Source organism: Stenotrophomonas sp. SRS1, from assembly GCF_026130205.1.
In the GTDB taxonomy this organism is placed as follows: Bacteria; Pseudomonadota; Gammaproteobacteria; order Xanthomonadales; family Xanthomonadaceae; genus Stenotrophomonas; species Stenotrophomonas rhizophila_B.
In genome coordinates this window covers 828,212-852,464 of record NZ_JAINFD010000001.1, presented here as the reverse complement: position 1 = coordinate 852,464, position 24,253 = coordinate 828,212, and the positions used below count along the sequence as shown (strand labels likewise).

General features: G+C 57.7%; 18 protein-coding genes and 1 pseudogene. 10 read left to right on the top strand and 9 right to left on the bottom strand.

Annotated features, from left to right (window positions below; translation table 11 throughout):
• Positions 1 to 2 precede the first annotated feature (2 nt).
• A complete protein-coding gene (locus K4043_RS03740) occupies positions 3 to 1,301 on the bottom strand; it encodes an ATP-binding protein (protein ID WP_253133366.1) in 1,299 nt (432 codons plus the stop codon).
• A complete protein-coding gene (locus tag K4043_RS03735; RefSeq protein ID WP_265308543.1) occupies positions 1,298 to 3,430 on the bottom strand; it encodes a TerB N-terminal domain-containing protein in 2,133 nt (710 codons plus the stop codon). The genes K4043_RS03740 and K4043_RS03735 overlap by 4 nt, the downstream gene beginning before the upstream one ends.
• 1,412 nt (positions 3,431 to 4,842) lie before the next feature.
• Between K4043_RS03735 and K4043_RS03730 the strand changes: the two genes are divergently transcribed.
• Both K4043_RS03730 and K4043_RS03725 read left to right on the top strand, forming a co-directional pair.
• A complete protein-coding gene (locus tag K4043_RS03730) occupies positions 4,843 to 5,796 on the top strand; it encodes a DUF2971 domain-containing protein (RefSeq protein ID WP_265308251.1) in 954 nt (317 codons plus the stop codon).
• A 497-nt stretch (positions 5,797 to 6,293) separates the two neighbouring features.
• Positions 6,294 to 7,916, top strand: coding sequence for a MobA/MobL family protein (locus K4043_RS03725; RefSeq protein ID WP_265308250.1), 1,623 nt, complete (start codon positions 6,294 to 6,296; stop codon positions 7,914 to 7,916).
• A gap of 58 nt (positions 7,917 to 7,974) precedes the next feature.
• On the opposite strand, the gene K4043_RS03720 is transcribed toward K4043_RS03725, so the two are convergent.
• Positions 7,975 to 8,370: an H-NS family nucleoid-associated regulatory protein gene (locus K4043_RS03720; RefSeq protein WP_265308249.1), complete on the bottom strand. Its 396-nt coding sequence runs from the start codon at positions 8,368 to 8,370 to the stop codon at positions 7,975 to 7,977.
• A 512-nt stretch (positions 8,371 to 8,882) separates the two neighbouring features.
• On the opposite strand from K4043_RS03720, the gene K4043_RS03715 reads away from it, so the two are divergent.
• The 4 genes from K4043_RS03715 to K4043_RS03700 all read left to right on the top strand — a co-directional run bounded on the left by K4043_RS03715 (position 8,883) and on the right by K4043_RS03700 (position 13,509).
• Positions 8,883 to 9,470 (top strand): hypothetical protein, encoded by a 588-nt coding sequence (locus K4043_RS03715; RefSeq protein ID WP_265308248.1) that lies wholly within the window; start codon positions 8,883 to 8,885, stop codon positions 9,468 to 9,470.
• Between the two features lie 347 nt (positions 9,471 to 9,817).
• Positions 9,818 to 11,290, top strand: coding sequence for a site-specific integrase (locus K4043_RS03710; protein ID WP_265308247.1), 1,473 nt, complete (start codon positions 9,818 to 9,820; stop codon positions 11,288 to 11,290).
• Between the two features lie 337 nt (positions 11,291 to 11,627).
• Positions 11,628 to 13,271, top strand: coding sequence for a patatin-like phospholipase family protein (locus tag K4043_RS03705; protein WP_265308246.1), 1,644 nt, complete (start codon positions 11,628 to 11,630; stop codon positions 13,269 to 13,271).
• Positions 13,261 to 13,509, top strand: coding sequence for a hypothetical protein (locus K4043_RS03700; protein WP_265308245.1), 249 nt, complete (start codon positions 13,261 to 13,263; stop codon positions 13,507 to 13,509). Before K4043_RS03705 ends, K4043_RS03700 begins: the two co-directional genes overlap by 11 nt.
• Before the next feature lie 127 nt (positions 13,510 to 13,636).
• Here the strand turns inward: K4043_RS03700 and K4043_RS03695 are convergent, their stop codons facing one another.
• The gene (locus tag K4043_RS03695) at positions 13,637 to 13,963 is read right to left on the bottom strand and encodes a hypothetical protein (protein ID WP_265308542.1); all 327 of its coding nucleotides are present in this window, start codon (positions 13,961 to 13,963) and stop codon (positions 13,637 to 13,639) included.
• 22 nt (positions 13,964 to 13,985) lie between these two features.
• On the opposite strand from K4043_RS03695, the pseudogene K4043_RS03690 reads away from it, so the two are divergent.
• Positions 13,986 to 15,098, top strand: a pseudogene (locus K4043_RS03690) (IS3 family transposase).
• Between the two features lie 24 nt (positions 15,099 to 15,122).
• On the opposite strand, the gene K4043_RS03685 reads toward K4043_RS03690, so the two are convergent.
• On the bottom strand, positions 15,123 to 16,979 hold the full coding sequence (locus K4043_RS03685; protein WP_265308244.1) for a DEAD/DEAH box helicase: 1,857 nt from the start codon (positions 16,977 to 16,979) through the stop codon (positions 15,123 to 15,125).
• A 283-nt stretch (positions 16,980 to 17,262) separates the two neighbouring features.
• Positions 17,263 to 18,090 carry a DUF1837 domain-containing protein gene (locus K4043_RS03680; protein WP_265308243.1) on the bottom strand — a complete coding sequence of 276 codons (828 nt, stop codon included), beginning with the start codon at positions 18,088 to 18,090 and terminating at the stop codon, positions 17,263 to 17,265.
• An 894-nt stretch (positions 18,091 to 18,984) separates the two neighbouring features.
• On the opposite strand from K4043_RS03680, the gene K4043_RS03675 reads away from it, so the two are divergent.
• Entirely contained in the window at positions 18,985 to 19,485 is a 501-nt protein-coding gene (locus K4043_RS03675; protein ID WP_265308242.1) for a hypothetical protein, read from the top strand.
• A 234-nt stretch (positions 19,486 to 19,719) separates the two neighbouring features.
• On the opposite strand, the gene K4043_RS03670 is transcribed toward K4043_RS03675, so the two are convergent.
• Positions 19,720 to 20,685, bottom strand: a complete 966-nt coding sequence (locus K4043_RS03670; RefSeq protein WP_265308241.1) for an AraC family transcriptional regulator — start codon at positions 20,683 to 20,685, stop codon at positions 19,720 to 19,722.
• 104 nt (positions 20,686 to 20,789) lie between these two features.
• Between K4043_RS03670 and K4043_RS03665 the strand changes: the two genes are divergently transcribed.
• Positions 20,790 to 22,034 (top strand): MFS transporter, encoded by a 1,245-nt coding sequence (locus K4043_RS03665; RefSeq protein WP_265308240.1) that lies wholly within the window; start codon positions 20,790 to 20,792, stop codon positions 22,032 to 22,034.
• 76 nt (positions 22,035 to 22,110) lie between these two features.
• Complete coding sequence (locus K4043_RS03660) at positions 22,111 to 22,806, top strand: thermonuclease family protein (RefSeq protein WP_265308239.1); 696 nt, start codon at positions 22,111 to 22,113, stop codon at positions 22,804 to 22,806.
• A gap of 5 nt (positions 22,807 to 22,811) precedes the next feature.
• On the opposite strand, the gene K4043_RS03655 is transcribed toward K4043_RS03660, so the two are convergent.
• Entirely contained in the window at positions 22,812 to 23,174 is a 363-nt protein-coding gene (locus K4043_RS03655) for a hypothetical protein (protein WP_265308238.1), read from the bottom strand.
• A 356-nt stretch (positions 23,175 to 23,530) separates the two neighbouring features.
• Positions 23,531 to 24,247 (bottom strand): AraC family transcriptional regulator, encoded by a 717-nt coding sequence (locus K4043_RS03650; protein ID WP_123729609.1) that lies wholly within the window; start codon positions 24,245 to 24,247, stop codon positions 23,531 to 23,533.
• Positions 24,248 to 24,253: the final 6 nt, after the last annotated feature.

Genomic DNA, 24,253 nt, shown 5'->3' with positions numbered 1-24,253 from the left:
GATCAGAGCTTAAACGAGCTTAGCTCGTCATCGGTCTGCACATCCAGGTCAGTGTCCCCACCGTGGTCTTCCGCGACTTCCACCGAGCCGATCAGGGACTGCCAAGTCACCCCTCGGTTTTGTTCAAGAACTGCGAGGAGGTTGATGAAGGCGGTGATGGTGGTTCGTGGAGTGCGGAAGAAGCTCTCGCCAAGGCGCTTGGAGCAGTGCGCCATAAACTGTTCGATGGCTTCGTTGGGCAGCAAATACTTCGCTTCATCGCCACTGGCGTAGACATGACGGATCTTGGTCAGCAGCACGTAGAAGTCTTCCGCCGTGAGGCTGGAGAGGCGCACAACCGGCCCGCTGAAATCGACAAGCCCGTTGCCGGCGAACGTGTTTTGCGCCAGGCGGCTTTGCAGGGCCTGATAGCTATAGACGCCGCGCCTGGTGTCCATGAGGAACTCCGGCGTCCCACCCAGGACAAAGCCAAGGCCAACCGCCGTTCCTTGGAGAGAGTCATTGAGCATGCGGAGCAGTTGCTCGTAGTTCGAATTGCGCGCCTGTGCGTTCGCGAGCTTGTAGAGGTTGACGAGCTCATCTAGACAGACAAGAAGTCCACTAAAGCCCGCCAAGCGCACGAAACGCCCCATCAGTTTGAGCTGATCATAGACAGAGGCATCGTCAACGATAGTGCGAACCCCAAGCGCGGCTCTGGCGTCTGTGCGGGTGGCGAACTCGCCTCGAAGCCAACGTATCGCATCGGATTTAAGTTGTTCGTTGCCTTCATCAAAGCCTCGGCAGTAGGCGGCAATCACATCGGCAAAGTCATAGCCGTTCACAAGCTCGGTCAATTGTTCGAGCTTGGCTCTGAGGACTTGTTCGGTCGGCACTCCTTGCGCCTTGGCATCGGCCTTTGCGGTGGAGATGAATTTCTCCACCACACCGGCCAGTGCACCTCCCTCAGGCTTCGTTCGCGTCGCGAGATTGCGCATCAGCTCGGCGTAAAGCGATCGGGCCTGTCCGCCGGAAGCGTGGAGGCGCCGGTCGGGGTTGAGGTCAGCGCTGGCCACCACCAGTTTTCGTTCCATCGCAATGGCGCGAACCAAGTTGAGGAAGAAGGTTTTACCAGCGCCATATTCGCCAATGACCAATCGAAATGAGGACCCGCCATCGGCGAGGCGATCAATGTCGCTCACAAGGGTTTCCACTTCACGCGCGCGCCCGACTTGGATGAGGTGTTGTCCAGCACGAGGGACAACGCCGGCGCGAAGCGACTGGACCACGGCATCCCGGTCCTTACTGCGAATGGGGCTACTCATTGCTCAATCTTCTCGATGAATTCAGGGTTGATCTCGAAAGGGTCATCGCCTTCGGAGAAGGGAAGGTCATAGGCGTCGAAAGAGGCGTCGTTGATTTGCTCCAACGCGCCATCAAGCATCAACTCCAAGTCCGAAGCGGTATCTTGGAGCTCTGCCCGGGTCCAAGTGGGGCGGGACAACATCAGACGAAGCAACGCACTGTGAGCGTCGTCCAGGCCAATCAAGCCGGTTTCCGCTGGCTCTTCCTCGATCACCGCGAGGCCAGGTGGAGGAGCCACTGGGTCAGGGAGCTCTTCGGCAAAGATGTTGGCCAAGAGGGCGGAGACTTTCGCAGTGTCGCGTTGGAGTGCTGCAATCCTCTCTGGGTCAAGACGAAATCCTGTTGCATCTGGTGCGGCACTTGCTCGGCGCGCAGTAGGTGCATGCACATCGCTAAATACGCGCTTGGGCTCAACGCCTAAGGTCTTGTAGACCTTCTCTAAGAACCGCACTTCCTCAGGTGAAACCATGCCGTCAACTTGCGCCAAGTTGGCCATGGCTGCGGCGATCGCTTCCTTGGTGTTTTGACCCAACGGATCAAGCTTCTTCTTCAACGAAGGAAGGTTGATGGGGGCGACCGACAGGAGGAGAAGATGCGCCCGGAGCCTGCGATGGTCCGCGGCACTGAGGTGGCTCCAAGCGTCAATCTCCCCAGTCAGGTGAGCGAGTTCTTCGGTGCTAAACGAGCCGTCCGATTGCGCAACCGTTGACGCCAGTTGTAGCGTCAGGAGCGCCGTCTGGTAGGAGTCAGTGTCCGCCTGGTGCGTTTGGTCGGGCAACATGGCAAAAAGCACCACGTGGTCATCGATACCCGGTGTGCGGGCGCCTTCAAGGACATTGGGCTCGATGCCAATGTGCGCCGATTCCAGAGCCCGCGCCAGATCTCGAACCTTTTCCCGTCCGAGCGCACCTGAAAGGCCCCCGAGACGGTCAAGCACGTCGGAAAAGGGAAGTGTGATCGTCGCCTCGCCCGTGTCAGCGTAGAGCTTAGCTAGGGCTATCCGAGGTGACTCCGGCCAGATGCTTGGCGGAAGCAAGAGCAATCCATCTAAGGTGTCTCTTGCCTCGGGCGTCTTGCCAATCAGTCGGCTAAACGCTCCGAGCTCCTGGGCGCACTGATTCACAATCGACGTAAGGGTGTTCAGTGGTGCGCGCAGTGCCGTGACATCGGGGATGTCGCCAAAGGATTTGGTGACAGGAGTCGTGCCATAGAGCCCGGGCGAGGCGGCTTGCCTGGCAAATTTCAGCTTGGTCTTGTTCTTGGTAAGGACGAGCCCTGAGCCAAAGAGTTCGCGGTACCGTTCTAAAAAGAGCCGGTCGAATTCGGTCTCACAGCGCGTTGCAGCTGTACGGATGGAGATGGCAGGATTGAGTTTTGCCCATGCAAGGGCGAGGGGACCCGGGATGGGGGCGCGATCTACCGAACACTGACCGAGTGCTAGACGGATGGTGAAAGGCACATCGATGCTGCGCTCAAAGGAAGGCAGCGGCTGCAAGTAGAGCTTTTCTGTTGCCGCGTCGAGCTCCATCCAGTCAAGCAAGCTGTTGATGGAAACACGCAAAGACCCGTAGGCTCTGCCGTAGATCGCATCAAGCTGTCGAAGTGCCGATTTGATTGCTGGCCAGTCCTTCTTGCTGCCGACATCCGTTACCCCGTCCAGTAAAACGCGACGTTCAATGCCGTAGAAGAAGAGGTGTACACAACCGTACGAGCACTCAGGGTCAGTCCGATCGGAAGCCAGCCAGCTGAGGTAAGCGCGTCGTTCCATCGGCGAGAACTCGGCATAGCTCAGCCGGTGCCCGAGAGTTTGAACACGGAAGTTCCCCGTAGGAGCGACGGCCAAGACGGCGTTCACCAAGCTTGGGTCATTGCCCCCGTATTTGGTGGGGAGCTTCACCCCTGTATAGAACAAGCCACCCCGGATGGTGATGCCCGCAATTTCGATGCTGTCCTCAGGACCGACCCATCGGGTGGTTGCCCAACCCTCGGGCGGACGGGGCACGGTGAATTTCCGCTGCTCCTCGCTGGGCATCGCTATCCGGTGGAGTACGTCGTGGCTTGCGCCTTGCCCCGGTGCTGCGCTGACCATTACGGCCTGAGGTGGCGCTGCTGGGAGCGGTGGGGGAATTGGCACGGCCGAAGCCCCCGTCACTTGCAGAGTTTGGCTTTTTGTAGTCTCAGAAGCTGTGGGCGTCTGATGGTCTTCTTTGGGGCGAGGCCGAGTGAAAGAGGGCACGATGATCAAGGGATCCTCATTGCCGGAAGATCCAGAGCGAGCGACGGCGGACCTAGCCTGGCGCTCGGCGACAGCCTTCATCGCGATGGTGAGGTTTCCCAGGGTGTCCTTGGCCGGAGCAATGCTACGCATCGCCTCGCGATCGGCCCCTGCCGATTGAGATTGTCTTTCAGTGACCGCGGTCATCGCAGCCGCGAGGTTCCCCAAGTCAATTTTTTGCGGGGGTGTTGCGTCCGGCGCCCCGTCTGGCTGGACCAACTGCCGAGTCGATGAGGCGACGTCGCCGACAGTCCTCCCTTCCATCGTACGCCCGCTGGCCTTTGTTCCACGCTCAATGGGGCGTGGCCCCATGTCCCCACCATCCGGGCCCGGTGGCGTGTTGACTGTTGAGTGCAGAGGTTTTCGACGCGGAGCGGTTTGGGTCAGTTCCGCTAATGTCGGCTGGTCGTCTGTGCCTGCCGCCGGGGCGGGCACCTTATTCGATTGCCAGCGAGAGTAGGCGTAAAACACGCCGCCGACCAAGGTGACGACGCCGAGCGTGATCCAAACTTCTTTCGGGACGAGTGCGATCAGGACCAAGATACCAACGATCAAAGCCCCGCCCGATTGCTTCCTCGATGCCATGTGGCCCCCTGCCTCTGGCTTTCCTTCAATCTCTATTGTATGCCTATGGCATTTGAACTCCAGGCTAGCGCTACTGGAGGACGAGCGTTACCTGGCAAAGAATCTCCAGGGGGCCGACGAGTGAAAAATGAACGGACTCCGCCGTGTTTCTCGGAGCAAGCGGGCTTGATCAGGGAGCTTAGGCAAAAGATACCTGACAATGATAGGCCGAAGGCGCTGGCCTAGACGTGCATTGGACCGAGTCGAGCCCGGGCAGGAGACTGCTGCGTAGGCCTCTCTCTTGAATACACGTAGCCAGCGCGGCAGCTGCGTCTCCTGTCTGTGCTCCGAAAGCTGCCCCCACAGAGAGATCGAGGGTCCGGCCGCCCTGAACGGCCGCTTTTATGAGCCAGGCCCCAGCCTTCTCGGCGTCCGCCGATGGATTACCTCGATCTCGCTAATAGAAGTGTGAATGTAAGGCCAGAGCTGGGGGCGGGCAATCTCTGTTTGAGGTCCCAGGTGCCCCGCTCTTCAAGGAACTGATACCAGTGAGGCAAGGGAGCGAATGCCGGACCACACGAGTCCCCGCGCGCGCGATACGCTGGGTCCGGCTCCCATGTAAAATGGCCTGACCTATGCAGGCAAAGATCAGGGAACGATATATGCCAAGCGACAACCGGGTTCCCAAGCGGCTTTACAAGTATCGGAGTTTCAGCAACTGGACGCTGTCGATGTTGGTCGACGACAACATCTACTATGCCGATCCCCGAACCTTCAACGATCCGCTGGATGCAAAGCCGAATCTGGCTCCCGATCTAGACAATGCGGGGCTTGAAGAAATTCTGGTGCGGCTCATAGAAGGGCGCGTTCACGAGGAGATGAAATCCGCCGCCAACGCCATACGCTACAAAGGGCCAAAGACAATTAGCCACATTGCTCGGCAAAGTCTGAAAGCAGCAGAGAACCGGATTGCTAGCATTCGCTACTACTCAACGGATCCTGAGCTAAAGGGGGGCGATCCGGTTCAGCGACTTCTCGCGCTGGACATTGAGGAGGAACTTCTTCGGATTTATACGAGGGGCATAGTTTCCTTGGCGGAACGCGCGACCTGTCCGCTGATGTGGAGCCACTATGGCGACCAGCATCGAGGGATATGTCTGGGATATTCGGTTCCGGACAGTGCAGTCGATGTCAGAAAAATTCGGTACGGAGGAAGTCGGGCCGTCCTAGCGAGCGATGTCGCTGCAATGCTGGCAGGAGACGACCTTGCTAGACAAAGGGTCGATGAAGCCGTTCTGCTCCGCAAAGCCCGGCCATGGGCATATGAGCGCGAGTGGCGCTTGATCGGAAAGCAAGGCGCGCTGCCATCACCTTTGGAGCTACAAGAGGTCATCTTTGGCATGCGTTGTGATTCGGCTGTGGTGTACGCGGTCATTCAGGCACTTGCCCCGCGCAGTCGTCAGGTTCGCTTCCATGAGATCAGGGAACAGCGCAGCAAATTCGTGCTCACCAAGCGGCAGGTTGATGTTGATGAGGTTGCAAACTCTAGGCCGCATCGAAGTCGGGAGCTATTGGAGGGCCTCGATGATTTCCAAGTTCAACCCAGTCTGAGGTAGCGGGTGCTCGAATGTGATAGCTACTCCTGGTGTTCTCACGTTGTTTTTCATGCTTTCGCGAGCATTCTGCCCATTGAGCATCGATGCGTCCAAGCTGTGCGTGATGTACATTTTCTGAGCGGATTGGCTGACGATGCTTCGGCACGTATGCTGGATTTCGAAATGGTTAATAACGTCCGCGTACAGCTTTGGTTAATTTATTTTTTCGCATCCCTTGGGTTTTTTGTCGAAATGTTCTCGCGGCACATCCTAAACGCGAACTACGTTCTGAAAGGGGGGCGGCAATAGCGCACTGATGGAATTTTCGATTCTCGAAATTCCGTGCGCTGCCTGCCGGCAGTGCGGAGGCCGTTGGCCTCCTCGTGTCCCACTCCGCGGTCCACAAAGCAAGGCAAAACCCTGTGATTTCGCGCACGAAATCGCCGCTGCTGTGAAGGCCTAGACGAATAATGCAAATGGCCTTTTGTTGGCTTCTCCAAAAATGAATAGGAGAAGTCGTGGCAATTTATCACTCACATATGAAGTCGTTTGGCCGAGGCAAAGGCGATAGCTCAGTGGCAGCAGCAGCGTATCGCGCTGGATTTGATCTCGTCGACGAGGCGACCGGGCTGTCGCACTCTTACTCGCGCCGGCACGGCGTTGATCACGCCCAGATGCTCGCCCCCAAGGGTGCTCCGGCCTGGTGCTTGGACACGCAAAAGTTCTGGAACGCCAACGAGTCCGCCGAGACACGCAAGAACGCCTTAGTCGCCCGCGAAGTAGAGGTAGCTCTCCCGCAGAGCTTAGATCAAGCACAACGGAAGGGCTTGGCTCTGGACCTGGGGCAGCTCTTGGTTGATCGCTATAAGGTCGCCGTCTTGGTGGCGATCCACACGCCCAGCCGGAACGGCGACCAGCGCAACCATCATGTGCATCTTTTGATGTCCGCCAGGCAAGTTGGTCCAGAAGGCTTTGGCAAGCGCGCAGCTGCTGAGTTCGATGGGCGGCAAGGGCAGGGCAGCAATGCCGTCAAGGAGCTGCGCTTAGCGATTGCAGCCACCATCAACAGGCATCTCGACATTGCCGGCATCCAAAAGCGGGTTGATCCTAGAAAATTGAAGACCCAGGCGCGAGAAGCGGCATTAAACGGCAACTTTGAACGTGCTCGGGAGCTGACCCGCACGCCAGGCAGGCACAATGGGAAGGTCAAGACAGCCCTAGAGCGAAAGAGCCGCCTGACTTGGTCTGTCCAGGGCCTTGGCGGCAAAGATGCGGCGATGAAGCTTGTTGCCACCATCTCGGCACACCAAGCAGCACTGATAAACGATCCGGACGTGCCGGAGAGTCATAGCCACGCCGCTGCCTTGCGCGATCAAGCAAAAGCGGCCGGGCTCAGGCCGCAGCAGGCCGGGGAGGAACATCCACGTGATGTCGTTAAGCGGGTGAGGGAGCATCTTTTGGATCGCCGTCCCATAGCCGCGCGCAGCTTCGATCAATACAGCCGGCAAACCCTACATCTCAGTCGAGTGCAGCGGATCACGAGAGCATCAGGACGCGATGCCGAGGTTCTCAATGCAGAAGCGGAGCTCGTTGAAGATTGGCTTGAAGCACAGCGAGAAGTTGCTCAGGACTCATTGGAGCTACTCCGAAGCATCCCGGGTATCCAAATTGAGCCGGAGTTCCAACTTGCCCATGCCAGCATCTTGTGCCGGCGTGTCGATGACTACGCAGGCAAAGCGTTCACCTTCGAAGACACTGAGGTGCTGGCTCGATGCCTGGCGAAATATGCACACATGATGGCGCGTCCGCATCGGGCGCGAATGGAGCTCTTGGATGCTCAAGCGAAGCTATCGGAGCATCTCGATGAGCCTAAGACGCAAGCAGCGACGCGTGCTCGTCAGCGGGTCTACCGCGCGAAGACCCATGTTTCGCCCCGAATTGCTGCCATCCAGCAGTGGCGTATTGACCAAGCTAGGAAACGCATGACTGAGGCAAAGGACGTGTTGGACAAGCACTTCATGGATACCATCACGGCAACCTTGCCAAATAGTCCACACCGAGATGTCGCTCCACCGCCCGCTCGCACTGATGAAGCGGGGAACTGGGAGCATAAGATGAAGGGGCGGCGACCGACGTTCTAAGTGGCTTGGAAAAGCACTGGCAAAAAAGATCCTCGGCAATGGGGATCTTTGCTGACTATTAGCCCGGATAAGCGGGGAATTTCTCGTCAGGATGCTTGGACTTCCACTCTTTGTATGCAGCCGTGCCTTCCCATGCAGCAAATGACCTCGGCGTACGCCCCCGGCCTGACCAAGTCTCTTGAGTGTGGGGCAGCCAATACTTGGCGGCGACGGCCTTCTTAGGGCCGGCATTCTTTCGAGGCTGACCGCTGCTCGCAGCGAGTGACGCGGAAATCTCAGCTCTTTGCTTGGCGTTGAAGTTCTTAGCGTACTGAGCAATGAGGTTCAGGATCTCCCCGTGGGCATCAGACGTCTGCTCTTGACGCAGTTGAGCCTCCTGGGCCTCGAGAGCTTGGATCTCATCTTGAAGCTTTTGCTTTGCGGTGAGGATGGAGTCAAGTGTCGGCTTTGTCATACGCTACTGGCTCTTTAAAATAGTTGCAGCAGGGCTGCGGCGCTTTCGGAGTGAAGGCTGAAAGGCTCCGCTCTACGGGTGGGTTCTGATGGCACTAAGCTGGCAGCGCTCCGGGCGCGCCTGCAATGCATGGCTTAGGGGCCTTGCAAAGGCTGCTATCAAGTTCTCTAGGATCAGGCCGATTATTGCATGCCCAAAGAAATATCGGGCGCCGCTGCGTGCCATGGATGGCTGGAATTGCACTTGAATCCGGTCGTTTCGCATTATGGCACCGTACCCGCGCCAGCATGCCGCTCGAGTCTCTTGGGCCCTCTCATCTTAGGAAAAGCTCGATGGAGACTAAACCGGAGACGTCAACATTGCGACCACCTGCCCACGTTGCTGAGACGGAGGAGGGCACAAAGAAGAACTTGCGGTTGTTGCCCCTTGTCCAAGAGTGCTTAAGAGCCGCCGAGGCGGCTGTAACGGGTGGACGGCCTCGATACCTAAGCAATGCAAAGCTGGCCACGCTCATGGATGTCACGTGGAACGGCTTGGAACTCATGCTGGCTGGTGGGAAGCTGATCTCAAAGCGTCTGGGGCTCGCTTTGCTATTAGGCGTGGCTTTTCTAGTCTATGTTTCCGTGATGGAAGGTTCCACAAGGTGGTCGTTCACGCCGCTCTGCTTGCTTTTTGGGGTGGCGTGCGTCGTTCTGTCCCCGCCTAGCCGGATCGCACTGTTGGACGTGAACGAGAGCGCGGTTGACCGAGTCGCTGACTTCATTGGAGCGCAGAAACTCGGCGAAAGGTCGCTAATCACTCTCGAAGGCGCGATTGAGGCTGCCTTGGCCAGAAGCACCGCCTGGACAGGAACGTTGCGCGGTTTTATGGCGATTGTGTGGGCGGTACTGTTCTGGTTCTTGTGCGAGCGGGTTTTCGGGCTGGATCTCAAGCCAGAGATACGCTCGTATAGCTTGACCTGGGCGGCGGCGGGTTCGCTGGGGCTGCTTGCAGGCCTAGGTGCCTTGGCTGCCTACAGCGCCGCAGCCAGCGCCATCCATTTCACCCTTCGCCTTGGGTTGGCCCAGGCAAAGATTGACGTGGCTTCTAGTCAAGTATGAGCGTGTGCTCGCGCGCCGATCCATTGTTGTGCGTAAAGTCGGCCTGCTCCATCGGTGGAGGCTTTGGGCGTTCGGTCGCCGGCTCCGGATGCCTGAACGGCGTGCCGGTATCTAGCCGACTCGTCACCCCGCACACAACGTTGCATCAGCGTCTACGTTCGCCGTAGACTCCAAGGACACTCACCAGGACACAGTCCGGTTTGAGTTCTGTAGGCAGATCAATGGCTTAGGGTCGGGCACGTTTAGTCCCACTCTCTCCGCCAATCATGCATAAGTCATTAATTCTAAATATGAATTTTTGATGTGTCCTGATTGGTACGCGGAAAGCATGCAGAGGCGACAATCGCATGCGCATCCCTCACCATTTGAGTCGGTCCGAGACCGGTCGCTGGTCTTTCGTCCAGCGCGTTCCTGTTGACCTCCAAGCTGTGCTCGACTGCCGGCTGATCAAACGCACCCTCAGAACGAAAGATCGAGTCCAGGCGCACGTGCGTGCAGTGGTGCTGGGCGCAGGCTATGCTCGGCTCTTCGCACAGTTGAAGGATCAACGCGTGGCCAAGCTCAGCAAAACGGATGCTGACCTCCTCATTGATCGTTTGACGAGTGCTGAGAACCTGCGCGAGCTCACGTTGAACCGCACCCGGGCAACGGACGGGACGGTCACGGAGCAATGGCAGATCGATAGTCCGAAGGACTTGAAGCTCTACCGGCGACTCATGGAGTTGGAGGCGATGGCGGCCACGCTCCAACAACCTGCAGCAGCCCACCGTGGACCGGCCCGCGAGATATGGCCACAGGCGACCCTCGCAGCCGCAGCACCGCCACCGGCTCAGGCGATCGAGACGATCGCGCTGGGAAAGGCCCGCGACGCCTTCCTGGCGACGCTCAAGCCTTCAACTCTGCCCAAGACCTACACGATCAAGAAGACCGCGATCGAGGCATTGGTGGCGTTCTTGGGGGCAAAGGCCAAGGTCCACACCATCACGCGATCGGACTTGGCCCGCTGGTATCAGGACATGCGGGAAAAGGGGGCTTCCACGCCAACCCTGACGAACAAGCAGTCCTACATCGGCGGCAAGGGTGGCTTTTTCGAGTGGGCCATGGCCTCTGGTCACTACCCGCGGGGCGACAACCCGGCTTCGGGCCATGTGAGCTACTCCCAACGTGAGAAGCGCGCCCGGAAGAAGCTGGGTTTCAAAGCCTACGATAGGACCCAGATCCAGGCTCTGTCCGCGCCCGAGGCGCTGGCCAAGCTTTCTGAATCGGCCCGCTGGGCGTCCCTCATTGGGCTCTACACCGGTGCCAGGGCGTCCGAAGTCGGTCAGCTCCTCATCAAGGACGTGTTTGAGGAGGACGGTATCCCGTGTATCCGCATCTCAGACGACGGAGAGCGCCAGAAGGTGAAGACCGAAGTGAGCCTTCGCACCGTGCCGCTACATCCTGAATTGCTCAAGATGGGACTCTTGGAGTGGGTCGACGGGAAGCGCGCGGCAGGTGAGACGAGATTATTCCCGCCGGCCAAAGCAACGGCGGTGAACGGGCAGGGCAACTGGATCACCAAAGCATTTAGTAGGCATTTGGCCGAGGTGGGGAAGGGCTGGGAGCCAGCCAAGCGCGGGTTCCATTCGCTCAGGAAGACGTTTATCCAGGAGCTACAGGGTGCTGGCGTAGTGTCTGAACTGCGTGCGCAAATTGTTGGCCATGAGTTGGATGATGAGCATCACTCAACCTATGGCAGAGAGTTCACGGTGCTTGAGAAGCTCAGTGGACTAGGGGGGCATTCGCCAGGCCTAACTTCCGTAGTTTGGTGCTTGCGGTGACCTTTGCTGCCTAGCCGATGGGAAAGATATGACGGGCAATTCATTAGTAGGAGTCCAAGCGATCGCTACGCTGGATTCAGAAGACACTGGGTAGCCGTTTACCGATGCGGGAGTGCAGGCTGAATTTGACCCGGCGTATTTTCCTCTAAGGTCAGGCGTCGGTTTCGCTCCCCATGCACCAGCCGGGCAGCTTGAACGAAGATCTTCAACACAAAGGGCAGGGGGTGTTTCTTTAAAGGAGAAGAGGGTCTGCTTATTCTTAAATGAGTTTTGGAATGGTGCAAATCATTCGGTGATGAGAATTTTTAGCGGATGACTTTTATGTCAAGGAGTAGAGATGTCTGAGGAAGAGAGCGATATTCACGTGCAGCCGGTATACGTGGCATTTCAGGGAGGGGGCGCCAAAGGCGCGATTCATATCGGGGCTCTTAGAGCGCTTGAATCTAATATCGTAGCGGAAAACTCTTTTGGCAAGACCCTTAAAGCGGAGATAGTGGGAGTAGCCGGCACGTCAGCTGGATCTATTATGGCTGCGCTTGTTGCATGCAAATATGAGGCTAATGAACTGTTTGCGAAGGACGATGAGCTAGTTTTTCTAAAAAAAATGATGGGGGGTGGGAGGGGCTCCTTAACCAGCATGTTTACCTGGCATGGATGGCTAAAAATTAGGTTGGCAAGTTTTGTCTCTAAGTTATCCACTGTGGCAGTAATTTCTCTCTCGGTTCTCTGCTCGCTAGTAATTCTTTTGTTGGCTAGCCCTCAAATTTTGCTGCGTAATTATGGGGATGCCTATGACACGGCCCTCCTGACTTCGTCCTATGTGGCTGCGGCTAGCTTATTATTTGCTTGGATTGCTATTTATGTATTTCGGCCCGGCCTAGCTCCTCTGACGGAAGTCCGCAGTGCCATAAATAGAGCGCTTCGAGACAGTAGTATTTTAAAAGAAAAAGGTTTCGCTGATGTGACGTTTAGACAGCTTGAGGCGGCCGGTGGCAGGTCTCTTAAAATAGTTTCAACAAATCTAACTACTAAGGGTATTCAGGTTTTTTCCGCGAGAGCAACTCCTGATGTCTCAATTGCAGATGCGGTTTGCGCATCAATTTGTCTCCCTTACATATTTAAGCCATATAAGGTTGCTGTTGATTATAAGGGGAAGTGCGAATTTGTGGATGGAGGCATTCTTTCCAATTTGCCGCTCTGGGTGTTCGACGAGGAGCGGCGCGAGGATGATTCAGGAAGTTGGACCATTGGATTTTCGATTGTGGGTGGGCAGTCAAAGAAATCTCATTGGCTTGGCGCAATTATTGATGCCGTTGTTGCTGGCCCCCCAGAGATCCATGCTCGTGGGATAGATAATCTCATGGTTGTTCCACTAAGCACTTCACTTGGGATGCTTGATTTTGGGTCGCCGCTCGATAAATTTAAAAAAGAAATTGCTGATGTTGAGCGAGCTGCTGGCAGTATCATAGTATCCCGTCTTGATGAGTGGCATGTGGAAAAGGTTCTTTTGCGTCTCAGAGAATCTCTTGTCGATTCATTCAAAAGTGAGCTGAGCAAACGCGGGATAATCAAGAGGGTGAGTCTGAAGTTGGCGATCGCGTGCCCAAGCGACGATGGCTGCAGGGTCACTCGTTTCTGGAGTGGTTATCAATTTTATGACATTCGGGAGCGGGCTGTCGGGGCTGACGTAGGTTCCAGCGTCGAGTTCAATTTGGATCGTGATAAGGACGCGATAAGGTTGGGCAGCAGTAATTGGCTTGTAATCCTGCCGCTTAAATCGCAGGCGAAAATAGCTGTGCCCCCTGTCATCCTTGTGGAGTCGCCGGATTTGACATGTAGCGACGTTTGTAGTATCTATGAATGTAACGCGGAGGAAGCTTTCGATTTGTTAAAAGAAACGTTATCTGACGCGGTGGATCAAATAAATTTTGAAAAGGCAGTTGGTTTGATTGTTTTCCCGGAGATCAAAAATGAAACGTGAAATCGCTGGCGAAATTTTCGACGTCAAGATTGTCGATAAAAACCGCGATCGAACAGAGCGCGTTGTTTCGAAAAAAAAGCCAGCTTTTAGGGTAACTGTCAAGCCAGCGAGTGCGTCCGAGACGAGGCTTGGGATTGCTACCCGCGCCATTCATAAGCAAAGGGACGGGCGCGAGGCAGTCCTCAAGGACAGCCCCTTGCTTACTCCAGGTGCTAAGCGCGACAAGCCGCTGATTTGATTTTCTGGCCTCAGAAAATTCTTCCGCTTGCCGCTAGTTGTTAATTCGAACCTACAGACCTTGCTCACTAAGTCAGCAGACTATGGGGCCGCGCTAGGCGGCCCTCGCTATGTTTGAGTTATTCAGGTCACATGGTCAGTTCGGCGTAGACTAAAAACAGAAAAGTCGGCAGCCCGCTCAGGAGCGCAAAGACCCCAAATGCGCCTAGCAGGGTCAGCGGGGTCATGACCCGCCGCTGCCACCAAGCCAACCCCTTGTCCGTGGCTTGGGTCACGCGCGCCTTGACCGGATGCCCCAGGGGCGCCTTCCGGCTTCCGCGTCGGGCGATGAGCGGCCCGACGACGAATCCGAAAGGTCCCAGGAGGAGCGAGGCTCCCGAATACCACCAAAAGAACCGGTCTCGCCGCAAGCTCCCCCGGCAGCCAGACACCCGATAAGTAGAACTTTCTGGCATCTTTAACCAGCCAGGAGGTTGCATGCGCACATCAAAATTCACCGAGACGCAGATCATCACGATCCTGAAGCAGGGCGATGCCGGGCTTGCGGTGAAGGATCTATGTCGCCAGGCCGGCATCAGCACGGCGACGTATTACCAGTGGAAGAGCGAGTACGGCGGGCTTGAGGCGTCCGAGCTTCGTCGAGTCAAGGACCTCGAAGCTGAGAACGCCAAGCTCAAACGCATGTATGCGGAAATGGCGCTGGACAACGCGGCGCTGAAGGACCTGATCGCAAAAAACTGTAGGGCCGGGTCAGAAGCGTGAGGCAGTGCGTTTCCTCACCGAGGTGCACGTGCGCCCCCTGAGCCGGTCCTGCGGTTACGTGGGTTTGTCTCGTGCGGCCTGGTATGCGCCGCCACTGGACTGGACCGTGCGCGATGCGGAGTTGATCTCGGCATTGGCCCGGCTGGTCGAGGAGCGGCCCAGTCGAGGTTTCTGGAAGTGCAGCGATCAACTACGCAAGAAGCGACCGGACTGGAATCCGAAGCGGATCTATCGGGTATACAACGCGATGAAGCTCAAGCTGAGAAGAGCGGCCAAGCGCCGTCTGCCAAAGCGCGAGCGGGTGCCGCTGTATGTTCCCAGGCATCCAGATACCGTCTGGTCCATGGACTTCATGAGTGACGCGTTGGCCTGTGGCAAACGATTCCGAACGTTCAATGTGGTCGACGACTTCAACCGCGAGGTGCTGAATATCGAGGTGGATACATCACTCAACTCTGGTCGCTTGGTGCGCGTGTTCGAGCAGCTCAAACGTGATCACGGATTACCGCAGGTTCTACGGTCGGACAATGGCCCTGAGTTCCTGGGCGAAGAATTTACCCAGTGGGCCAAACTCAGCGGCGTGGCGCTGCGATACATCCAACCTGGCAAGCCCAACCAGAAGGCCTTCATCGAACGCTTCAACCGCACGTTCCGTGAGGAGGTGCTGGACCAGCACCTCTTCGCACGCCTTGAGGACTACGTGAGGCAGCGCATTGGTGGATGATCGATTACAACGAGATTCGTCCACATGACTCGCTCAGCGGCATGAGCCCCGTCGAGTACCGTACCGCTCACACCAGAAGCTCTACTTTAGAAATGTCTGCTTGACGGGGGAGCTTACGCAATGAAGCGTTAGTCCACCGATACTGCACGCGTTCCAAGACCGACTTGTGCGTCTTGAACCAGCTCGCGCTCGAAGTCAGTTAGTGATGCGACACGTCCAACATCAAGTTGTCGTAGTTGGTCAATGGCTTGATCAACAGTGTCATGATGACCGAAGTGTGGACGCAATTTCTCTGCGATCTGGAGAGGAATTCCATACTCATCCAGTGCAACCAAACCACTTGTCGTGAACATGTTCTCAATCTTTGCGGCATACACGGAGTAGTCCCCCGATTCGCCATTCCGACTCATGTAGACGGCGCGCTGGATGCGGTCGAGCACCATTAGGTAGCGGGGGAAGTGGAAGCCAGCCCAAGTTCTGACGAAATCCAAGACTTCCTCAACTGCGCGGTCGGCATCTGGAGAATCTTGGTCGGCAAGCTCAAGAGCGATCAGGCGCCTAACGCTCTTGGCTGATGCCAGGCGGCTCATCTTCCATGCGAGTTGACTTCCAGATAAAACTGCCCCTCCGATCCGCTTCTTCCCAATCAAGAACTTCCATATCAATTCACAGGCGTACTTCAATTGCCCATAGTCTGGAAAGCCCTGCCAAAGTAGCATGCCCAATCCTTCGTTGCCGGCCGCCAACAAGTGCCTGGCGAGGGCATTTTGCGCGCCAGGGTCTATTCCTGAATTTCCCCGCAAAACGTCAATGGGCAAGAGCGAGCTTTTCTGAAGCGCGGTCATGCGGGCATGGGATTCTGGCGTCAGGAAATCTTGGTCCAGCTGAATGAGCAGGGAGTCTGGCGTACGGTCATCTTGATTGACCAGAGGAATGTCCACCAGCGGCAAGTCCGCCTGAGGCGGAGCGTTGAACAGGTACACCCGGCCAACATAGTGCCGCAGCATCCGTCCTGATCGGCCTCGGATGTTGTTGAATGTAAAGAAGTCGAACTTCTTTAAGGCCACCTTGTTGTCAAAAATGACAACATTCTTTGCTTTCGTGTTTACGCCTTCAATTAGCGTTGAGGTGCAAACAAGATAGGGAAGTCTACCGTGATTGAATTGACGTACAGCGTACTGCGCGATGGCGCGCGGGACCTTGCCGTGGTGAACCCCCACGCCCGTCAAGAAACCTCGAGCAACTGCCCAGTCGGGATGATAGTTCTTGGCGAGCCAGTCATAGGCGCCTTTGAGTTTGGGCTCCCTCGTGCCCAATCCAGCTGCCGCTAGGGCCGTTGCAACTCTTCGCGCGCTTGCGGGCGAAGCGCAGTAGATGAGGGTGGATTCATGAAGCCCTTGGCAGAGTTCTACGAGTGCCTTGATGTTGTCCCCGTCCTTCGGGCTGACATTGATCTGCTCAGTCACTACGGTGGCGTAGTCAGTGTCAACGAACATAGACCCTGTCAAGCTCGAAAGCTGAGCGGAGATTTCTCTGATGCTGGGTCCTAGCATGTAAAACTGTGCGCCGGTTTTCAGTAGGCGATGCAATGCTTGGTTTAGCAGTAAAGCGCGATCCGGATCTTGTTTAGGGTCTAGTTTGTAAAATTCATCGATAACGAAGAGATCGATTGAAGGGAGCGTGTCCACATCTAAGACACGTTCCTGGGTCATCACAAAGATGTTCTTGGAAGAAAGTTCCTGCGTGGGATGGGTGATCAGCTTGAAGGTGTTTCCGAAGCGTTCCGCCAAGCGTCGCCTGGTCTCATCGATCAGCGCAATAGTCGGCACCACAACGGCAACATTGCGGTAGCGCCCCGAAGCGACTAGCGCATCAATCAGTAGACTCTTTCCGAAGCTCGTTGGGGCACTCAGAACAATGCTCTGACCAGCAACCAACCTCTGGTAAATCTCGGCCTGCTTACGGTGTAGCACCACGTCTTCCATGCCAGTGGGGCGATGCGCCTCCAGGCAAGCTCCTCTCGGACACTGAGCTCTTCATTGGCGATATAAGGAAACAGACCTCGCGCGCGTGCCAAGCTCTCTACGATGACACTGCATTGCCCGAAACTGGCTTTGTTCTCCAGCGCATACAAAACAGCCTCTTGGACCGCAGTGTCGTCGAATTCCCCCAACTCTGCTCGACTGACAAGAGATGCCAGGTGCTGGGTGGCACGGAAAGGGTCCGCCTGGATGGAGGCGGGATCTGAAAACTGAAAGACGTCCGATGTCATAGGGCTTTCATTGCCTCAAGCTTCTGATGCAGGGCTTCTACCAGAATCTTCTTCGTTTTCAACGGCACCAAGAAGAGATGAATGCGGTGTGGGACACTGACAACGAGCCTGTCGAACTTTTCCTTGATGGAGCGCATTTCTGAGACCAAGGCCTGTCTGTATGCTTCAGAGGATGCGTCATGGTCGGCGGTGGCCTGGCCGTCGTAGGTGAGGAGAACAGGGATGCAAAAAGCTTCGAACACTTGGTCTAGCGACGTTCGCTCATTCAGCAAGGCTAGAAGTTGCCGCCCATGCGGCCAATCTCTATCAACCTTGTTGAGAATTGCGACGAACTCGCTACGTAGGTAGTCAGCCATCAGGTGCTGCTCCAGCTCCTTTGTCACATCGCGAATGGCAGAACCAATCTCTTCGTAAAGTTTAACCTCACCGAGCCAGAGCTCAAGTCCTGTCTCAGAAGGAACAACATGGACCGCGTCGAATCCCTTCACCGTGTCATTTGCGGAGTCCTTGTAATAAATTTTAGACACCGCTGGCAGGGTTCCCATCGTCGTTTTAAGAATGACGTGGAGCAAAAGCTCACCAAACTCGCCCCTGTTCTTGAACTTCCCTGTGCTGTAAACCGACTTTGCCGCCTTCCTGATCATTCGCACCGCCGACTCGTGGCCGATCTGGCTGTACTCACTGTAGGTAAGGCAGAAGTCTGGAAGTGATTCCATTAGATAGTCGACCAGCGCGGAGTGCCGCCACGTCTTCCCTTCATAGCCTGCACATAGGCCTGAGATCGACCTATCGGAACCGATTTCGTGCAATACGAGTTCTAGCATCCTTGATTCTCACGGCTTGAGACGAGCCGCCCCTGTGTTCACAATAGCAGAGGGGTGGTCTTTTCCGTCAACGGCATCCATGAGCACTGATGAGAGCGCTTTGGGGTCCGTCTGGAGGTCGCTCATCTGGCGTCGCGCGACGTTTCTTGTCTTGTCCGGACGCTGATGCGGAAAGCACTCACCAAAGCGCTTTGGCGAGTGCTCATGAGGTTAACGAGGGCTCTAAAGGCGGTGACACCAAGTAACTACGCTCATATGAGAGCGTGTTGGTTCCACCGGAGCGCCAGGTCAGAGGTCTGCCAGCTTAGGGTTGGAACTGGGAAGATGGGGCGCTGCGGCGAGGCGATAGTCCTGTGGTGCGAGGCGGCAGCCGAAGGCTTGAGAGGCGGGGATGACAGCCAATCTCAATCATTTCCTCGTGGCGCATGCGCTGCCACATGGGCAGCCCAATCCGACTGTTCATCTATTTGCAGAGGTCGTGGCTGGGCGGAAGTGATCGACAATGCCCCAGACAATGCCAGCGTTCGTATCCATTCGAGCGGAGTCTTCCCCGATCCACTGGCGAAGCTCGCTAATCAACCGACTAGGGACGGGGTGTTCCCTCACCTTGTCCATCGTTCTTTACTGTTCTGGAAGGTTGCGCTTTGGTAGACGCTTGCATATGAACGCATGCGACAGGGCTTGTTGATTTGCCGTCCCATCACTTTTGTTCATTGCTTTAATGGCTGTTGGGTAGCGGACTTCTAGCGTTTTATGAGATGGCTCGGACGTCAGTAGCCCATATTGTTAATATTTGATTAAAGCTGGTGTAGTTTAGTCGCTGATGTCTTCTCTCTGCACCTGCGCAAACCGTTTGGTGCTATAGCTATCAGCAGTCCATAGAGGCAGAAGGCCATGACCGAGAAGAACGATCAGCCCAGCGGAACCGCGAACGTTCTGCATCAGATGAAGGCCTACAGAGCGCTATCCGAGGAATACGGTGCCGAGGGTGCCAACTTGCTGGGTAGCAAGAGCCTGGAGAGAAACGGAGTGACGGTTCCCCCAGAAGGAGTGGGTCATTGGGCCCGGATCAACGCGGCTGCCGAGCAGGGTCGGATGGATCTTGAGTCGGAAGGGGCCGTGGCCGCTTGCAAGGTCAATGCGTTTGTCGGGGCACTGCTTGTGAGCAACGTCCCAGGATCTAGCAGGGCGGAACAGATCCCGGATGAGCTGGACAAAGCCGTGGAAGAGGAAGAGGAAGAGGAAGAGGATTTCGCGGACGCGGACGCGGACGAGGACGAGGACGAGGACGAGGACGAGGACGAACGCCCGGACTTCGGCTACGAGGATGAGGAAGACAACGACGAAGCTGCTCTAGATCACATCCATAAAATCAGTGAGAACGCCGGTGATTGAGGTTGCGAGCTGCCGTCAATTTCGGGGGCGGAAGGGTAAGGTTAGAGTTGGACACTCCCTTGGACACACTCTGCCGAAGTCTAGGTCGAATGAACCTAATAACGTCAAACGGTTGGTTTGAGCTGCATAGTGCCCCTGTTCCGTCTACAGGGGCTGAGAACGGGAAAAAATTGACCGGAAACCTGCCAAACGGGTTTCCGTCAACCGTTGGACGGGGCAGTGCTGGCAGCGCTGCTACGGAGAGGCCAAGGCGCGCCCCCGCCGAGTCGCCCCAGGAGAGTGGCCCATCACGCGCTTGTACGCGCGACTGAAAGCAGCCTGCGACGCGTAGCCAAGACGCTCTGCCACCACTTCAATGGATAGGCTTTGCTGGGTCAGCCACTGACTCGCCAATTGCATACGCAGCTCAGTCACGTATCGCAGAGGCGCGGTTCCAATGACGGTCTGGAACCGATCCGCAAAGACAGAGCGTGAGATGTTGGATTCTGCAGCCAGTGCTTCGACGGTCCAGTCACGCCCGGGGTCCCTGTGCAGGGCAAGCAACGACAGCGATAGACGAGGGTCGCGCATGGCCATGACCAGGCCCGAGGCTCCATCGCAACCGCGCTCGACCCAGTCACGCACGATCATGGCCGCGACGGCATCCGCCAGCCGGGCGAGTATGCCTGCATAGCCAATGCGTCCGGAACACACCTCGCGCTTCATCGCGTCGACCATCGGCAACAGCCCGGGGAACTGGGTGGCGTTGCCATCGGCCAACATCACGGCCGGCATCAACTTGCTCAGCCCTTGCATGCCACCCAGATCGAACACCATGCATCCGTGGAAGAGCACGGCGCTTGGCACTGCATGTGTGCTCGGGCATGTGTCTATCCCGCTCACTGCCTCACCCAGTGGAGCGGCGACTATCGTTTCCAGGCACTGGACGGGGTGGTCCTCGTCGGACAGCAATGCGTGGCCTTCTCCGCGGGGAAGAAGCACGACATCCCCGGCGGATAGACGGTGTTTGCTGCCGTCCGCGCCTCGAAGGATCGCACTGCCCACTGCCAGGTAATGGAAGTAGGCATGGGCTGGCTTCGGGGGAAATCCAAGTCCAAAGGTCGGCCCGGTCTGGATGCGTCGGTACTGGACGCCATGCAGTCGCATGCCGGTGAGCAGCTCGCTGATCAGGTCGGTGTGCTGGGCTGGAACCTGGCTCATTGCGACGGTCCGGGGTTTCGATCAAAAATATAGGTTGGACAATCATAGATCATCCTGACCTGCCTCCCTAGACTCTCGGCTGCACGAATGCACTGGGATCTTTGATGAGCAATGACGTAGTTGATGCCGCGGACGCGCCTGATTCTGTGGCCAGGGAGAGCGGGGAGCCGTCTTCATCGGCATGGGTGGCCGTGTTTTCGCTGGCCATGGGTGTCTTTGGGCTGCTCACGGCGGAATATCTGCCTGCGAGCCTGTTGACGCCGATGGCGGCGGACCTGGGGGTGTCGGAGGCGCTGGCCGGTCAAGCAGTGACGGTCACCGCCGTAGTCGCCCTGTTCGCCGGCCTGCTGGTACCTCGCCTGACCCGCTCGATCGACAGGCGCCTGGTGCTGCTGAGTTTCACGGGTCTGATGATCCTCTCCAACGCTTTGGTGGCGTTGTCTTCCAGCATGGGCGTCCTCTTGGTGATGCGCGTCCTTCTTGGCGTCGCGCTGGGCGGTTTCTGGAGCATGGCAGCGGCCGTGGCCATGCGGTTGGTACCGCCACAGCGCGTGCCTCGCGCGCTGTCCATCATCTTCAGTGGCATTGCGGTCGGCACGGTGGTGTCGGTTCCTTTGGGGAGCTACCTCGGCGGGCTGCTGGGCTGGCGCAGCGCCTTCTGGGCAGCGACGGCGGTAGGGGGACTCACGTTTGTGTTCCAGTGGTTCACGCTGCCCCGAATGGCGCCACGCAAGGCGGCGCTGCCAGAGTCGGTGGTGGGCCTGTTGCGCCGGCCAGGCATTGCGGTCGGAATGCTGGGCTGCGTTCTGGCGCACACCGGTCAGTACTCGCTCTTCACCTATATCCGCCCAACGCTGGAGAGCCTGGGGCAGATGAGCGCTGATGGCCTCGCGCTGATTCTGCTCGGATTCGGTGTGGCGAACTTTGTCGGCACACTCCTGGCGGGCTGGCTCATGGAGCGCAGCTTGAAAGTCACGTTGGTGATCATGCCCGCTTTGGTCGGCCTCGCCGCGCTAGGCATGGTGCTGTTGCCGGTGGGTGTTGGCGGGCTGTCGATCCTGGTCGCGCTCTGGGGCCTGGCCTTCGGTGGCGTGCCTGTTGCCTGGTCGAGCTGGGTCGCGCGTGCGGTACCCGATCAGGCCGAGAGTGCGGGCGGGATGGTTGTTGCTGCGGTGCAGTCTTCCATCGCAGCGGGAGCCGCCTTGGGCGGCCTGGTGTTCGGGCTGGGGGGCATCGTGGCAGTCCTCATCGTTGCCGCGGCAGTGATGCTCCTGGCCAGCCTGCTCATTGCATTCCGCGTCAGGGTGAGCTCGCCGACGTTGTCGGCAGGCCCGGCGTTTCATAGTTAGCCGACAGTCCACCACTTCCGCTAGAGTGTCGCACCCCGTTTGAACTGGCGCTCGCACCCGGGCATGCGCTTAGAGGATGTCGTTGTTGATGGTGTTGAAAGGTCTGGTGGTGTTGTTCTTGGTGTTGGCGTCGGTTCCTTGTGTGGCAGCAGAGCTGGTCGGACGCGCGACGGTCACGGACGGGGACACGCTCACCGTGGCGAAGCAGCGCATCCGCCTGTGGGGTATCGATGCGCCGGAAAGCGCCCAGCAATGCACTGCCAACGACGGACGTCCATGGCCCTGTGGCCGACGGTCCGCTGCTGCGCTGGATGGCTATGTGCTGGACAAGACCGTTCGTTGTCAGCCCAAGGACACGGACCGCTACGGTCGGGTGGTGGCGGAGTGCTTTGTCCAAGGGCAGTCGGTCAATCGGCGGATGGTGCGCGCCGGTTGGGCGGTCGCGTATCGCCAGTACGCGACGGCATTCATCGCAGACGAAGCCGACGCGCGCCAGCACCAGCGGAATCTCTGGCAGGGTCCGTTCCAGATGCCAGCTGACTATCGTCGCAGCAAGCGTGAGCAGGCGGCACGACAATCCCCAGTGGCCTCTCCGCCGGCGGCGGGAGGATGCCGCATCAAGGGCAACATCTCCCGCGAAGGCAGGAAGATCTACCACGTGCCCGGCCAGCGGGACTACGAGCGCACGAGCATCGACCTGAGCCGCGGCGAGCGCATGTTCTGCAGCGCTGGGGATGCCATGCGCGCAGGGTGGCAGCCGGCGAAGCGCTGAGCGTCTCACACCCTCCCATGCAGGCGGCGACGCAGCGCGCCCGCCGCTGCCGCGATGGCCATCGCGGGCACCGCGAGGACCAGTGCATATACCAGCCCGGCCAGCAGCAACGGGCCAACGCCCGACATCACGGCCACCACCGGCACCTGCAGCGCCATGAGCAACAGTCCCCATAGCCACGCCTTCCGGGGGAAACAGGCGCCCAGCACTGCGGCAATGGCCAACGCGATGGGATAGACGACGGTCCAGAATGCAGCCGCGTCCCAAGGCTCGCCCCCGGGTGTCCTCCAGGCCACCAGCACCCAGAACACCACGCCGACCTTCAGCGTGACAGCACCTGCTGCAAGAAGATTTCCCGTTATCCGCATCATTGGTCTCCCGCACGAAGATGCAGGATGCCACTGTTGCGTTGACGGTGCGTGAGTCATTCAGATCGAGCGCAACGCCTTACTCGTGATGCCCCTGACGAAGTGCCTCTGCATGCTCGAACAGCGCCTTGAGAATGACGACATAGGCCTTCCCGGTCTCAGCTCCAGACGTGTTGGTGAAGAAAACAATGCCCGTGCGCAGATCAGGGGTGGCGCGCAAACGTCGTGTAACGGAATGGCCGGTGTCATTTCTCTCTCGTCCTCGGCGAACGCCAGAAACCATCCCGAATCTCATGGCAGCGGACGCGTCAGCCAACCGTCTGGACATACTCCGCGGTCTCGTCTGAAAGCGCTCCCTACAACTGCCCCTTGATCCCCCGATAATCCCGCGGCGACATCCCCACCGTCGCCTTGAACTGCCGTGCAAATGCGCTTTGGTCCGCGAAGCCGCATTGCTGCCCGATGCTGGCGATGCTCTCATCGCCATGCAGCAGGCGCATCGCCGCTTCGATCCGCAGTTTCGTGAGCAGTTGCTGCGGGGTCACCTGGAAGACGCGCCGGAAGTGGCGCTCCAGCTGCGCAACGGACAGCTCGGCGAGATTGGCCAGTGACTGCACGCGCAGCTGTTCGTCGTAATGGTTCTGCATGTGTTCCAGCACCTTGTTCAACCGCTCGAACGCCGAGTGCTTGTTGTCGGGCTGGCCGAGATCGCGTGAAACACCGATGACGCCGGAGACCTCGTCGTTCTGGCACAACGGACGTTTGAATGTCAGGCACCAGCCCGGCATGCGGTTGGGATACAGATGCACTTCCAGTTGGTTGTCGATGACTTCGCCGCACAGCACGCGGCGGTCCTGGATGGTGTAGCTGCCACCGAGGGGAAGCGGGAAGAGCTCAAGCGCGGTTCTGCCGATCACGTCGCTGCGCTGCTTGCGGCCGAGGCGTCGCACCAGGGTCAGGTTGCAGTGCGTGTAACGTCCCTCCTGGTCCTTGATGAAGAACACCACTTCAGGGAGTTCATCGAACAAAGACTGCATTTCTTTGCCGGAAAGGTTGACGTCCATCGAATCCACTGGCGG